Below are 13806 nucleotides of genomic sequence, written 5' to 3' on the forward strand. Positions count from 1 at the left end.
CAGATTTTTTTCTTTTGTGTTGACACGGGTTCCTGCCCGTTCTTTTCAAAAGGCATCCCTGTTATCCCGTTTTTGGATGCCTTTACCTCAAAAAAACAGTGACGACGCGGTCCGGTTTCGCCGCGGAAAAAGCGGCGCATCCCCACGCGGAGCGCAAACACTTATTATTAGAATACCATAGTGCGGCACGCCTGTAAAGCAATTTTTATCCGCATCGTCTTACCATATCCTATAGTATCCACAGCCCCGCACCGCTTATACCGCAGATCTTCGTAAATTTGACCAATCCCCGCGTGTCCCCGCCGCCGTTTCCGCGGCCTGCCGCCCGTTCCGGTTTGCGCAGACGCTTCCCGCCGCAAAGAACGCTTTCCTGCATATTGGATTTTGGGGAAGACGCCGTACCGTATATCTTGTTTGTAACCCTTTGGACATACACAATCCCTATGGTCTTCTTGTCAAATATGCTGATTTTTTTAGAACACTATACAGACTTATATGCTCTATACGCAATGTATTGGTCATTTTGCACAGAATTCAAAAAAAGGCTTTGACAAATCCGCGAAAATGCAGTATCATGAGGTTACAGATCGGAAACAGATCGAAAACAAAACAGTAACAACCTGAAAACAAATCGGTAACACCGAGCCGCAGTCCTGCGGGTTTTCACGACGATTTTTTAGGAGTGTAACACAAATGTCTATTTCCCTGCGAAAGCATATGGCCAAACTCCTCGCGGCGACACTCGCTGTCAGCGCGATGGCAACGGCCAGCGCTGCTGCTCTGGATCAGCCAGTTGCGGTACTCTCTTCCAATCTCAATTCCTCGGTCGGCACGGTCCTGACCGCAGACGAAATCAAGACCGCCGAGCAGTCCCTTGCCGAAGCAACGGCCAAGGCAAAAGCGGAAGCGGAGGCAAAGGCCAAGGCGGAAGCCGCGGCAGCCAAGGCTGCTGCGGAGAAATCCGAGTACAACAGCCTGCTGACCGCGCCGGTTTCGACCAAGACGGTAGCCTACTCGTCCTCCCTGCTCGCCAGCGACGCGATCAAGAGCAACGCCACCTCGCTGGGCAATTACAAGCTGACGTTCTACTGCCCGTGCGCGGTTTGCAACGGCACCTCGAGCGGCAAGACCGCTTCCGGTACGATCGCGGCCGAGGGCCGCACGATCGCGGTGGATTCCTCGGTCATTCCGCTGGGCAGCCGCGTTTATATTGAGGGCTATGGCGTGTTTATCGCAGAGGATACCGGCGGCGCAATCAAAAATAACAAGATCGACGTATTTGTTTCTTCCCATGACCGTGCTTACGATCTTGGCGTACAATATGCAAACGTTTATCTTCTCGGCTAAGTGTTTTTTCAAAAGGGCTATGCTTGCATAGTCCTTTTTCTTTTGCTATGATAGGGTTGTTAAGGAAGTGACGACTATGAATGCTGCCGAACGGCGTATCAAAATCACCCATCTGCTCGCGCAGTCCGACGGACCCGTTTCCGCAACCGCGCTGGCCGCTCAGTGCGGCGTCAGCCGCCAGATCATCGTGGGCGACGTGGCCCTGCTGCGCGCGGGCGGCCTGGCGGTGCTCGCCACGCCGCGCGGCTACATCCTGGAAAACCCCGCCGCGCCGGTCTACGCGGAACGCCGTGTCGTCTGCCATCATGGGGACGAGCGCCTGCGTGACGAGCTGTATACGGTCGTCGATCTGGGTGGCGCGCTGATCGACGTGACCGTCGAGCATCCGGTTTATGGCCAGATCTGCGCGCCGCTGCACATTTTCTCCCGCTTTGACGCGGACGCGTTCTGCAAAAAAATACAAAACCCCGGCACCCGTCCGCTCTGCGACCTGACGGGAGGCATCCATCTGCATACGCTACGCGCCGCGGACGAGGCAACCCTCAGCCGCGTCGTGCGGGGGCTGAAGGACGGGGGCTTTCTGCTCACCGAGGAGCGGTAGTATCGGCCTGCTTCCGCCGTCGCTTTGAACGCACAAAGGGCAGGGCGCTCACGCGCCCTGCCCTTTTTCGTCCTCCTCCCTGCTCTGCGCGCGATAGGCCGCGATCTGCGCTTCGTCCAAGACCTCCAAGTCGCGCACTCCCGCGCGCCCCTCCACATGGTGACGGAACTCATGCCGCAGCACCTTGCGCATCTCCTCGGTCAGCGCGGCTTCATCCAGGCCGCGGAACACCCGCCTGAATGAGCCGTAAAACATCACGATATATTTCCCCATGGCTGGATCGACACGGTATTCCCCCATGATATACAGGTCGCCATGCTCGTCCGCGGGGTGTAGCGGGTGTCCGGTATCTACCAAGATGCCGCCGTTCAGCTCCTCATAAAACTGCTCCGGCAGCTCCTCCGCCAGCGCCTCCAGTATTTCTTCAAATCGGTCAATGGAAATCATGCTATCTTCCTTTCGCCTTAACTATACCATATCCGGCGCCGTTTCGGCAAGCACGCATTTTATTTTACATATGTCTTGACATATGTTCCACATTGCAGTATACTTTTGACCGTTGACAAAAGATCGGAAAGGAATAGAACACCCATGACAAAAAGCAAAAGTCTGTACCATCTGGTGCTTGCCGGCGTCCTCTGCGCGATCGGCATTATTATCCCCATGTTTTCTCCCATTAAAATCCGCATCGACCCCATGAGCTTTACCTTGGCGAGCCATGTCGCGGTCTTTCTGGCCATGTTCATCTCCCCCGCAGTCGGTGCAGCCGTCGCGCTGGGTACGACGCTCGGCTTTTTCCTCGGCGGTTTTTCGCTTCCCATTGTCCTGCGCGCGCTGTCCCATATCATATTCGTCGCCCTTGGCGCCATTTACCTCCAGCGGCATCCAGAGCTTCTGGATTTCCGGCAGGCGACCTCCAACCGTGGTCTCCGGCTGCTCAGCCTCGGCTGCTGGACAAGCGTTGTCCATGCCGTCTGTGAAGCGCTGATCGTCATTCCGTTTTATGCGGCCATGGCGATGCCGATGCAGGAGATGCTGCGGCTGATCGTCCTGCTGGTCGGCGTGGGCTCGTTTGTGCATTCCATGATCGATTACGCGATCTCGCTGCTGATCTGGAAGCCGGTCAGCGGCACGATGCGTAAAGCCAAAACGGTATGACGCAAAAGCGCCGGTGCGTATTGCACCGGCGCTTTTGCCATTCACGGCAGCTCGCAGCCGCCCCATTCGACCACCGTGAAGCCATCCCGCTCAAATTGCGCAAAGGTCTGCGGCGTAATCTCCTGCGGCGCCTCCAGCGGCTTCCAGGCCATGAATACGCGCAGCACGCTGTCCGGCTCCGGTTCGATGGTCAGCCTTGCCGTCTCGGTATACCGGTCGGACTGGAACGAGATCAGGTTATAGGCATTCCCCTGCATCCTCGGCAGCCAGTACACGATAAATTCATTGTACTCCCGCGGCGTCAGACCGATCTCCGCCAGCGTCCCCTGCAGGAATGCCGCCGTGTCCTTCCCGGCTACGCAGAACCCTTCGGAAAAGTCGTATTCCGTATCCGAGGAACCCTCCCAGAACAGGTACGAGTACTCCTTTCCTTCCGCATCGACCAGCGTGCCGTCCGGATGGGCGGTCACGGCCCAGCCATCCTCATACGCCGGATAGGTGACGGCCAATTCACCGTTGTAATCCAACTGAGCCAGCACCTCCGTGACTTCCTCCGGATAGAGGTAAATCACCGGCTTGGCAGTTGTCTGATCTCCACAGCCCGGCAGCAGCATCACCAGCATGGCAGCCAGCCCGCCTGTGAGCAATCGCTTCATTGTCATTCCCTCCTTTTACCTGTTCTGACGTTCGCGCAGCGGTTTTGTTCCGCGCTATAGGAAAGGCCGTATCCGAATGGATACGGCCTTTCCTCCCTCTCTTTTCCTCTATTCCCCATGAAGAAACGAGCTTATTTTTTCAACCGGTTGACATACTCCAGAATAATATCCACAGAATGCTCCACACCCAGCCGGCCGGCGTTGATGCACATATCGTAATGGTCACACTTGCCCCATACCTTTCCGGTATAGTAGTTGTAATAGGTAGAGCGCTGCTTATCCATTTTTTCCAACGCCGCCTGCGGCGTCTTGCCCTCGATCTCATAGTCCCCGCAGCTCTGGATCCGCTTAATGCGATCCTCGATCGAGCCGTGGATAAAGAAATCGAACTTGTTCGGGAAGTCCCGCAGCACATGGTCGGCGCAGCGGCCGACGACCACGCAGGGCGCGTCCTCCGCAATCTCACGGATCACATTCGCCTGTGCCAGATAAAGCTGGTCGGTCAGGCTCATGCCGTTCAGCCCGACCGAGCCGAACATGGTCAGCGAGTACAGGAAGCTGTTTGTCGCCCGTTTATCCAACTGTTCAAACAGCTTTTCATCAAAGCCGGTCTTTTTGGCCGCCCGCGTGATCAGCTCGCGGTCATAAAAGGAAATGCCAAGGCGGAGCGCGAGTTTCTGGCCGATTTCACGGCCGCCTGTGCCGTATTCACGGCCGATGGTGATGATTAAGTTGTTATTCATAACGCACCCTCCTCACTGTTACGAAATTATACAAATTGCATAATTCTTTGTATGTTCAGTATGCACCATTTCGTGATTTTTGTCAAGTAAAAATCTGATGTTTTTTTGAATTGCGAGAAATCGTTGACAATTACTTTCTCCCCGTGCAAAATAAAGGCAAGAAGATAGCCGCGGCTTTTATTGTTTTTTCATAAAAAAGGAGGCTTGTTATGGCGCAGACCTGGCTTGGCATCAGTTCCTTTACCTATCCGTTTTTATCCGGCGTCAATCCCGCGCAGCGGCCGGCGCAGCCGCTCACGCCGCTCGGCCTGATCGACAAGGCGGTCGCGCTCGACGTGGGCTGCGTGCAGTATTCGCACAACCTGCCGTTTGACGATTTCAGCGACGCCACCCTGGACGAGATCCGCGTCTATGCGCAGGAGCGCGGCATCCTGCTCGAGGCCGGCATGAAGGGCATGACGCCCGCGCGGCTCGAACGGTATATCGATATATCCGCCCGTCTGGGCGTCAGCATGCTGCGCGGCATCACGGACGCCGCAGGCTACGAGCCGCCGATGGAGGAAACCATCCGCGTCGTGCGCGGCGTCCTGCCCCGTCTCGAGCGGCACGGCCTGACGCTCGGCATTGAGAACCATGACCGTTTCCTCGCGCACGAATACGCCGAAATGATCGCGCAGATCGGCCATCCGCTCGTCGGCCTGGTCGTGGACAGCACGAATTCGCTCTCCACTGAGGAGCCGATCGACGAGGTATTGCAGTATATGGCGCCGTACTGCGTCTGTTTCCATGTCAAGGATTACACGATCCAGCGCAGCAATTCCGGCGTCGGGCTGGCCATCACGGGCATGCCCGCCGGGCAGGGGCGTCAGCCCATCCCCAAAATACTCGACTACCTGAAGCGGGAGGCGCCCCGCGATTTCAGCACGGTGCTGGAAAGCTGGATGGCGTGCTGCCCCACGCTGGAACAGACCCTTTCGCAGGAGGAGGATTGGGCGGAACAGAGCGTGGCATATCTCAGGCAGCTTATCCCCGCGCGTCCTCCCTACAGCGGACAGCCGTAACAGAAAAAAGCCGCAGGAGCGCGTCCTGCGGCTTTTCTGTTTTTATCGGATCAACATGGGGCCTACCTCGTTGATATTCCCCGCGCCCATGGTAATCACCAGGTCGTTCGGCCCTGCCTCGCGGCGCAGATAGGCCGCGATCTCCGCAAAGCTGTCAAAGGCTACCGCCCCCGGCACTTCTTCCGCCAAGTCGCTCGCGTACACCCCGACCGTATTCTGCTCCCGCGCCGCGTAGATCGGCGCAAGCACGGCCTGGTCGCACAGCTTCAACGCCTCCACGAATTCAGGGAACAGCGCCTTGGTGCGGGTATAGGTATGCGGCTGGAACGCGCACAGGATACGGTCGAACCGCATCTCTCTGGCGGTCGTCAGGGTCGCTTTCATCTCATTGGGGTGATGGGCGTAGTCGTCCACCACAGTCGCGCCGCACGGCATTTTGCCAATCAACTGGAACCGGCGGGACGAGCCGGTGAACTGGTTCAGTCCGCGTTCCGCCGCCGCGCCCGATACGCCCAAAAACTCCGCCGCCGCGCAGCACGCCAAGGCGTTGAGCATATTGTGCCGCCCGGGAACGGACAGCCTGACCCGTGCATACGGCTTGCCGCCGATCAGGACGGTAAACTGGTAATATCCGTTCACATCCCGCACGTCTTCGGCGCGCACGTCCGCGTCCGGCGCCATGCCGAACGTACGGATACGCCGGTCCAGTCCCGCGACACTCCGCATGGCGTTGGGATCGTCCCCGTTGGCGACCACCAGCCCATTCATCGGCGTCAGCTCGACAAACGCGCGGAACGAGTGGATGATATCATTGATATCCTTGAAAAAGTCAAGGTGGTCCTCCTCCACATTGAGTACCACCGCGACGGTCGGCGCGAATTTGAGGAAGGAATTGCAGTATTCGCAGCTTTCCGCCACAAAGCAGCCCTTGCCGCCGATGCGCAGCGTGCCGCCGATCGCGGGCAGGTTGCTACCGACCATGACCGTCGGGTCCAGGCCGGCCTCCATGGTGATCAGCGCCATCATGGAGGTCGAGGTCGTCTTGCCGTGCGTGCCGGCCAGGCAGACCACATTATCGTAATCCCGCATCAGGTGGCCCCAGGCCTCCGCGCGTTCCATCACCGGTATGCCCAGCTCATGCGCGCGGACGACCTCCGGATTATCGTCATGTACCGCGGCAGTGCGGACGACGAGCGAAGCGCCCTGCACATTTTCCGCCTTATGCTCATAGCTGATTTTTGCGCCCCGCGCCTTCAGGCGCGCGGTAACGTCAGTCCCCAGCCGGTCCGAGCCGGTGACCGGCACCCCTTTTGACAGCAGCAGCTCGGCCAGCGAATTCATGGATACGCCGCCAATGCCAATCAGATGGATGGTTTCCTTATTTTCAATATAGGGCTTGATTGAAAGGGCCATATTCCCCTAAGCCTCCTGCTATAATCTTCAGTCTTCGGGCGAAACCGCGGTTCCAGCCGAGAGGGCTTTGCCTGTACTGCTATTCTTGCCAGACAAGGTATATTATAGTACAAACCTGTCAAAATATAAATAGGCAAACAGACAAAATTAAAACGACCAATCAGAAAAAAGGAGTACACTATGGAAATCACAGACATCAAATTCCGCCATGTGGAAGAATACGGCCGCCTGAAGGCGCTGGTATCCGTCACTTTCGACGATATGTTCGCCGTGCATGACATCAAGATCATCGACGGACATGACCGGCTGTTCCTCGCCATGCCGTCCCGCCGGATGCCGGACGGGCGCTTCCGCGATATCGCGCATCCGGTCGGCAACGCGCTGCGCGACGAGCTGGAGCACAGGGTGCTGGACGCCTATAAGGCGGCGTTTATACAGTAATTTGCTTTTTTTCCTGTTTTGATGTACAATAACTCTTATACAAGGAGAGGTACCGGTATGAGAGTATTGATTTTATCTGTCACAGCAGGCTTTGGACACCATGCGACCGCAAAGGCCGTGGGCGACATGCTGACCAGCAAGGGCGCCGATGTGCATACGCTGGACGTTTACGCCTACATCAGCAACCTGATCAGGGCAACCATTGACAAGGGCTACCTGTTTTCCTCCAAGCACATGCAGACGCTGTACCGTCTGGTCTATCAGCTTGCGGAAAACGGCGGCGCGGGCTATTTCACCGCTGGCCCCAGCATTATCAACATCATCAATGCCCTCGGGGCGTCCAAGTTCGCCAGGGTGATTGCGGGCTACGCGCCCGATGTAATCCTCTGCACGCACGTTTTCGCCGCGCAGATGGTGGATGAGCTGAAAAAGCGAAAAAAGCTTGACGATATCAAAACCATCGGCATCGTGACCGACTACACCCTGCATCCCTACTGGGAAGACGTGCCGCATGTACAGTATATTGTAACGGCAAGCGAACTGCTCACCTTCCGCTGCGTCAAGCGCGGCATACCCGAGCGCCGCATCCTGCCGTTCGGCATACCGGTGCATCCGAAATTCAACCAAAAGCTGTCGCGGGCGGACGCTGCGGCGCAGCTCGGCATTGACCCGCAGCAGCGCACGCTCCTGCTCATGGGCGGTAGCATGGGCTATGCCGACCATGTAAAAACGCTGGAAAAGCTGACCGCGCTCGGCTTCCCGCTGCAGCTTCTTGTGGTCTGCGGCAACAACAAAAAGCAGTTTCTACAGGTTGAACAGTTCGCCTCCCGCTATCAGGGCGACTGTGTGATCAAGCCATACGGCTTTGTCCACAACGTAGAGGTAATGATGAGCGCTGCGGACTGCATCGTTTCCAAGCCCGGCGGCCTGACGGTATCCGAGGCGCTTGCCAAAAACCTGCCCATGCTGCTTGTCGACCCGATCCCCGGCCATGAGGAGCGCAACGTGGAGTTCCTGGTCAACAACGGGATGGCGGCGCAGATCACCAAGCATTTCCCGATCGACGAGGCCGTGTACGAGCTGTTCCGCAACCCCGCCCGTCTGGCGACCGTGCGCCAGACCATGCAGGCGGTCGCCCATCCGGATGCAACCGAACGGCTCGCGGATTTTGTATTGCAATGGAATGAACCATCAAACGCATGCTGAAAAGCATGCGTTTTTTATCCCCTGGCCGACTGCAGCATGGGGGAAAGGATATGTTCCATCAGCGCGATCAACTCATTTTTCGGCAGCGGCTGCGATTCCGCGACCCACCGTTCGAGCATCCCTACCACGCCGGTCGCAATAAAGCGCGCGACGTAAACATCCTCCACGCCCCTGCACGGCACGGACTCCATGCGGCATTCCTCAATCACATGGATCAGCTTTTTGCTGAACCCCTCCGCTCCGCTCACACGGACCAGCGTGGTCACAATCTCCCGATTCTCCTCCAGATAATCCACCGCGCGCATGAGCACCGGATGCAGGGAGCCGCCGCCGTTCAAATGGATATCGTCGATCATTCCGCGAAAGTCCGCGATCATTTCGCTTTCTATTTTTTCACGCAGATCGTAAACATCCCGATAATGCGCATAAAACGTTCCGCGGTTGATATCCGCTTCCCGCACCACATCGGTCACGGTGATGCTCTGAAAATCCTTTTGCTGCATCAGCCTTGTCAATGCCTGCCGCAGCAGCTTTTTCGTGCGCCTGATGCGTTTGTCCTCCCGCTCCTCCATCAGGACTCCCTCCTGTCCATTACTCCAAAGATAACATACATTAAAATATATTTTGTTTATTATCATTCATTATGAATAGATTTGATTATTGTGTATGTTATCCTTATGTACTATACTATAACATGAAAAGAAATCGTACGCAATGTCTATTTTCAAGAAAGATGGTGTTTTTTCTTTGTGAAACGAAAGGGACATAGTCCTGTTGACCTGATCATTCACAGCCGCAGGCTGATCGAAAAAGTGTTTACCGTACTTATCATTTTCAGTTTGATCTGTATCCCAATGGTCGGCGTTAACTACGACCTGACAAAATACCTGCCGGATTCCAGTCCATCCGCGCAGGCGCTCGATATCATGGAGGACGAATTCACCTATCCCGGCATGGGGCGCGTCATGCTGGAGGATGTCACGCTGTACGAGGCGAAAAACGTCAAGGACCGCATCGCCGATGTAGAGGGCGTCGATATGGTCATGTGGTGCGATCTGGAGACCAACATCTACGGTTCCAGCGCATTTATCGACTACACGGACATCGAGGATTACTACAAGGACGGAAAGGCCTATATGGACGTCATCTTTTTGGAGAAGGATTCGTCCAGCCGGACGCACAAGGCGGTTCGGGAGATCGAGCAGATCGTCGGGGACCGCGGCCTGGTGGCCGGTTCAGCGGTGTCAGACACCAACCTCGGCCCCACGATCAACGCGGAGGTCGCGCGCGTGATGGTGCTTGCGGTCATCATCATCTATCTGATCCTGACGCTCACCACAACCTCCTGGTTTGAGCCTGTGCTGTTCCTTTCGGTGCTTGGCATCGCCATTATCATCAACATGGGCTCCAACATCATATTCGGCGAGATCTCATTCCTATCCAACGCGGTGGGCGCGGTCCTACAGCTCGCCTGTTCGATGGACTACTCCATTTTCCTACTGCATGCGTTCACCGAGGAACGGGCCAACGGCGCCGAACCCGAGCAGGCCATGGCCAACGCGCTGCGCTCGGCCGTTTCCTCGATCGGCGCCTCCGGCGCGACAACCATCGTCGGCTTTGCCGCCATGGTGCTGATGAACTTCGGCATCGGTCCGGATATGGGGCTGGTGCTGGCAAAAGGCATCGCGCTGAGCCTTGTCACCGTGCTGCTGCTGATGCCCGCGCTGATCCTGCGCAGCCAGAATATCGTAGCGAAGACCCAACACCGGCCGTTCGTCCCCAAGCAGTGGCGCAGCTTCGGGGAGTTTGTGTACAAAGTCCGCAAGCCGATCCTGATCGTAGTGATGGTACTGATCGTCCCCTGCTATGTCGCGCAGGGCATGGCCGATTTCACCTATGGCAATGAGGCGGTCGCCAACTCCCCCGGCACGCCGGTCTATGAGGCTGAGCAACGGATGAACGCGGAATTCGGACAGAGCAATATGATGCTCGCCCTGGTCCCGCTGGACAGCAACGTCACGGAAAAGGCCATGAGCGAGGAACTGGACAGCCTGCCCTATGTCAAATATTCTCTCGGCCTGGCTTCGGTCCTGCCCTCCGGCATACCGGAGGATTTTTTGCCGGAGAGCATCACCGGCATCCTGCACTCCGAGCACTGGGCGCGCGTAATCATCAACGTCCGTTCCGCCGGCGAAAGCGACGCGGCGTTCCGATATGCGGATGAGATCCGCGCCGTCATCGACCGGTATTATCCGGATGAGCAGACCTATCTGGTCGGCGTAACTCCCTCTACACAGGATATCAAGGAAATCATCGTGCCGGATAACAACCGAGTCAACATCGTCTCGCTGCTGGGCGTCGCGCTGGTGGTGGCAATCACCTATAAGGCGCTGCTGCTGCCGCTGGTCGTGCTGATCCCGATCGAATGCGCCATTTACATCAACACCGCGCTGCCCTACATCTACGGACAGCGCACCATGTACCTCGGCTTTATTATCGTCGGCTGTATCCAGCTCGGCGCGACAATCGATTATTCCATCCTGCTGACCGGCAACTATCTGGACGCCCGTTCGCAGGGCGATAAACGGGAGGCTGCCATCCGCGCGGTCACGGTTAGCGCGGAATCCATCCTGACCTCCGGCCTGATTATCATGACGGTCGCCTACGGCCTGTTCTTCCTCACCTCGGTCGAGGCGGTGTCAGGCCTGGGGCAGCTGATCGGCCGCGGCGCGCTGATCTCCATGATCCTTGTGCTGTTCCTGCTGCCGATGTGCCTGATGCTGTTCGACCGCTGGATCATAAAGCCGGATTACGCGCAGAAAAAGCACGCCAGGATGAACCGCATTCGCGACAAAAAGCTGACGCTGCCCACGCTCAGCGCGCTGCATGAGCAGCGTCTGCGCCTGCAGGAACAAATCCGCGAAAACCGCCGCGCCCGACATAAGGCCATCCGGAACCGGCTCATGCGCCTGCTCCATCCGCAAAAGCCGGCGGATACACCGGATAAGGCCGACCGAGAGGAGGAAAACAACCATGTTCGCAAATAAGCTATGCCGCCTGACCGCCTGCGCGCTTCTGCCAGCGCTCCTGCTGCCCCAGGCGGCGTTTGCCGCCGCGCCTGTCGTGGAAACCGACGAGGCGGTTTATATCAACCTGGATTACTATGGCATGCCCGAGGATACCCGCATCGTCAAGGGCGTGAACCTGAACGGCCATACCTCGTTTACCGACTATGGCGATTACAGCGCTGTATATAACATGTCCACCTATGACGAGCCTGCGCTCAGCGACGGTTCGGTCACCTGGGAGATCGCGGACGACGGACAGCAGCGCTTCTATTATGAATGCATCCCCAACGGGGAGGAGCCTATACAGCTTCCGTGGAATTTCGATGTATCCTATCAGCTTAACGGCGTACCCGTCGAAGCGGAAACGTGCGCGGGCGCGTCCGGTTTGATCGAAATGACCATTCACGCCGTACCGAACGAAGCCGCAAGCGAGTATTACAAAAACAATATGACACTCATTTGCGGCACCGGCATCGACATGAGCAAAGCACTCTCGATCGAAGCGCCCGGCGCGCAGGTGCAGTCGATGGGAACCTACAAGATCGTCTTTTTCATGGGCCTGCCAGGCGAGGAAAGCACCTTTACCGTGCGGATCGGCTCAAACAGCTTTGAAAGCATGGGGCTTCTGCTTTTCCTGGCGCCCGCCACGCTTTCCTCGCTCGATATCCTCGCGGATATGAAGGATATCAAGGACCGCCTCGGGGACTCGGGCGACAACCTGTATGAGGGGCTCAGCAGCATGCTGGAAACGCTGCAGAGCATGCAGAGCGGCTTTAATACGCTGTCACACGGCGTATCCGGCATCAACGAGGTGCGCAAGCAGCTTGTCGCGGACCGCGGCACCCTTGACCCCAAAACCGACGCGGCCCTTGACGCGCTGGAAGCGCTTGCCGGCAAATCCGACTCCCTGATTCCCGAGCTGAACGCCATGAAAACCATACTGGTCACGCTCAACGCTACCGTCAACAGCATGCTCGGCACGCTTGAGGAATCCGGCGCCGATATCCTCGAATATCAGGAATTGCTCCGCAAAGTCAAGATATCCCTGGATAACCTGGAGGATATGTTCAACGACCTGGACGACGCCGCCGATATTGACGGATTTTATATCGACCAGCTGCGGAGCGCTGTGGACGACCTAAAAAACGATATGGGCCGCCTGTCCTCCAACCTGAGTTCCCTCAGGAATTCCCTTTCCGCATTGGAGGATATCCAGGACGCGCTCATCACACTGATCCAGCTCGATTTGGCGCATCTGGTTTCCGCTGGCATCATCACCCCCGAAGAAGCGGCCGCGTTAGGCGATATGCTGTCCGCCCTCCCCTCTGGCCTGTCCGGAACGATCGCAGCGTCCAAAAAACGCTGAGCACGCTGTCGGACACCGCGGACAGCTTGGAGAGCATGCTGTCCTCCTCGGACGGCATCCTGGAAAACCTTGCGGATATCGCGGATGTGCTGGATGATTACGAGGGGTTGCCGCAGGATTTCACCGCGGAGGGGAAAAAGCTCGCCGATCTGATGAACACCTCGCTCGAGCGTGTCAATCAGCTTGTGGCCGATATCCCCGCCCTTTCCACCTGCCTGCAGCAGATCACGACCGAGGCGGTTTCCGCTGCGGACAAGGGCGAGGAGCTGATGGTTGCGCTTACCAAAGCGCTGTCCGCCTCCTACGACATGCTCGACTCCGCCAACGGCATCCTGCGCTCGGTCCGCGGCCAGGCGGACGCCAGCCTGCAAACATCGATCGACGGACTGCTGGACGTTCTGGATAAGGCCGCGCGCTCCAACAGCTCCAGCAGCCTACAGAAAGCAACCGATTCGATCCACAGCGCGGTGGACGACGCGGAAAAGGATCTGGAAGAGGATACCAATGTCCTCAACATCGATGCGCAAGCCGAGCTTCAGTCCGTGACCAGCAGCCAGAACCCGACGCCGGCCAGCCTTCAGTTTATCCTGCGCACCCATGAGATATCGCTCGACGATGATGAAGGAACCGCCGCCGCGAACCAAGAGCAGGCCGACGAGGGTGTACTCGCCCGCATCGGGAACATTTTCAGAAAGCTCTTTTCCGCCATATATGGGGTATTCGTCTCTGAGGAATGACAAAAGCGC

At 57.2% G+C, this 13806-nt stretch carries 14 protein-coding genes; 9 read left to right on the forward strand and 5 right to left on the reverse strand.

Features of this window, described 5'->3' with window-relative positions:
- Window positions 1-693: 693 nt before the first annotated feature.
- Both RX717_RS10295 and RX717_RS10300 read left to right on the forward strand, forming a co-directional pair.
- Window positions 694-1347, forward strand: a complete 654-nt coding sequence (locus tag RX717_RS10295) for a 3D domain-containing protein (protein WP_054327571.1) — start codon at window positions 694-696, stop codon at window positions 1345-1347.
- A 76-nt stretch (window positions 1348-1423) separates the two neighbouring features.
- A complete protein-coding gene (locus tag RX717_RS10300; RefSeq protein ID WP_107631944.1) occupies window positions 1424-1948 on the forward strand; it encodes a transcription repressor NadR in 525 nt (174 codons plus the stop codon).
- 48 nt (window positions 1949-1996) lie between these two features.
- On the opposite strand, the gene RX717_RS10305 is transcribed toward RX717_RS10300, so the two are convergent.
- On the reverse strand, window positions 1997-2395 hold the full coding sequence (locus RX717_RS10305) for a metallopeptidase family protein (protein WP_054327572.1): 399 nt from the start codon (window positions 2393-2395) through the stop codon (window positions 1997-1999).
- Between the two features lie 144 nt (window positions 2396-2539).
- Between RX717_RS10305 and RX717_RS10310 the strand changes: the two genes are divergently transcribed.
- On the forward strand, window positions 2540-3106 hold the full coding sequence (locus RX717_RS10310; protein ID WP_054327573.1) for a hypothetical protein: 567 nt from the start codon (window positions 2540-2542) through the stop codon (window positions 3104-3106).
- Window positions 3107-3147: 41 nt separating this feature from the next.
- Here the strand turns inward: RX717_RS10310 and RX717_RS10315 are convergent, their stop codons facing one another.
- Complete coding sequence (locus tag RX717_RS10315) at window positions 3148-3762, reverse strand: hypothetical protein (protein WP_242977950.1); 615 nt, start codon at window positions 3760-3762, stop codon at window positions 3148-3150.
- A 131-nt stretch (window positions 3763-3893) separates the two neighbouring features.
- Window positions 3894-4505, reverse strand: coding sequence for a cytidylate kinase-like family protein (locus RX717_RS10320; RefSeq protein ID WP_107631943.1), 612 nt, complete (start codon window positions 4503-4505; stop codon window positions 3894-3896).
- Between the two features lie 209 nt (window positions 4506-4714).
- Here RX717_RS10320 and RX717_RS10325 point away from each other — a divergent pair, with 209 nt between their 5' ends.
- A complete protein-coding gene (locus RX717_RS10325; protein WP_107631942.1) occupies window positions 4715-5566 on the forward strand; it encodes a sugar phosphate isomerase/epimerase family protein in 852 nt (283 codons plus the stop codon).
- 42 nt (window positions 5567-5608) lie between these two features.
- Here RX717_RS10325 and murC read toward each other — a convergent pair whose 3' ends face one another.
- A complete protein-coding gene (gene murC / locus RX717_RS10330; protein ID WP_054327577.1) occupies window positions 5609-6979 on the reverse strand; it encodes a UDP-N-acetylmuramate--L-alanine ligase in 1371 nt (456 codons plus the stop codon).
- A 180-nt stretch (window positions 6980-7159) separates the two neighbouring features.
- Between murC and spoVG the strand changes: the two genes are divergently transcribed.
- Together spoVG and RX717_RS10340 are read left to right on the forward strand one after the other, a co-directional pair.
- Window positions 7160-7420, forward strand: coding sequence for a septation regulator SpoVG (gene spoVG, locus RX717_RS10335; protein WP_054327578.1), 261 nt, complete (start codon window positions 7160-7162; stop codon window positions 7418-7420).
- 57 nt (window positions 7421-7477) lie between these two features.
- The gene (locus tag RX717_RS10340) at window positions 7478-8626 is read left to right on the forward strand and encodes an MGDG synthase family glycosyltransferase (protein WP_054327579.1); all 1149 of its coding nucleotides are present in this window, start codon (window positions 7478-7480) and stop codon (window positions 8624-8626) included.
- A gap of 14 nt (window positions 8627-8640) precedes the next feature.
- Here the strand turns inward: RX717_RS10340 and RX717_RS10345 are convergent, their stop codons facing one another.
- Window positions 8641-9198: a TetR/AcrR family transcriptional regulator gene (locus RX717_RS10345; RefSeq protein WP_054327580.1), complete on the reverse strand. Its 558-nt coding sequence runs from the start codon at window positions 9196-9198 to the stop codon at window positions 8641-8643.
- Between the two features lie 177 nt (window positions 9199-9375).
- Between RX717_RS10345 and RX717_RS10350 the strand changes: the two genes are divergently transcribed.
- Genes RX717_RS10350 through RX717_RS10360 form a run of 3 tightly spaced genes read left to right on the forward strand, consistent with a single transcriptional unit; the run spans window position 9376 to window position 13797 of the window.
- Window positions 9376-11673: an efflux RND transporter permease subunit gene (locus tag RX717_RS10350; protein ID WP_316960277.1), complete on the forward strand. Its 2298-nt coding sequence runs from the start codon at window positions 9376-9378 to the stop codon at window positions 11671-11673.
- Complete coding sequence (locus RX717_RS10355; protein ID WP_316960278.1) at window positions 11660-13060, forward strand: hypothetical protein; 1401 nt, start codon at window positions 11660-11662, stop codon at window positions 13058-13060. The genes RX717_RS10350 and RX717_RS10355 overlap by 14 nt, the downstream gene beginning before the upstream one ends.
- A 35-nt stretch (window positions 13061-13095) precedes the next feature.
- Window positions 13096-13797 carry a hypothetical protein gene (locus RX717_RS10360; protein WP_054327585.1) on the forward strand — a complete coding sequence of 234 codons (702 nt, stop codon included), beginning with the start codon at window positions 13096-13098 and terminating at the stop codon, window positions 13795-13797.
- The last annotated feature ends 9 nt before the right edge of the window (window positions 13798-13806 follow it).

Source organism: Intestinibacillus sp. NTUH-41-i26, from assembly GCF_032769475.1.
In the GTDB taxonomy this organism is placed as follows: Bacteria; Bacillota; Clostridia; order Oscillospirales; family Butyricicoccaceae; genus Agathobaculum; species Agathobaculum ammoniilyticum.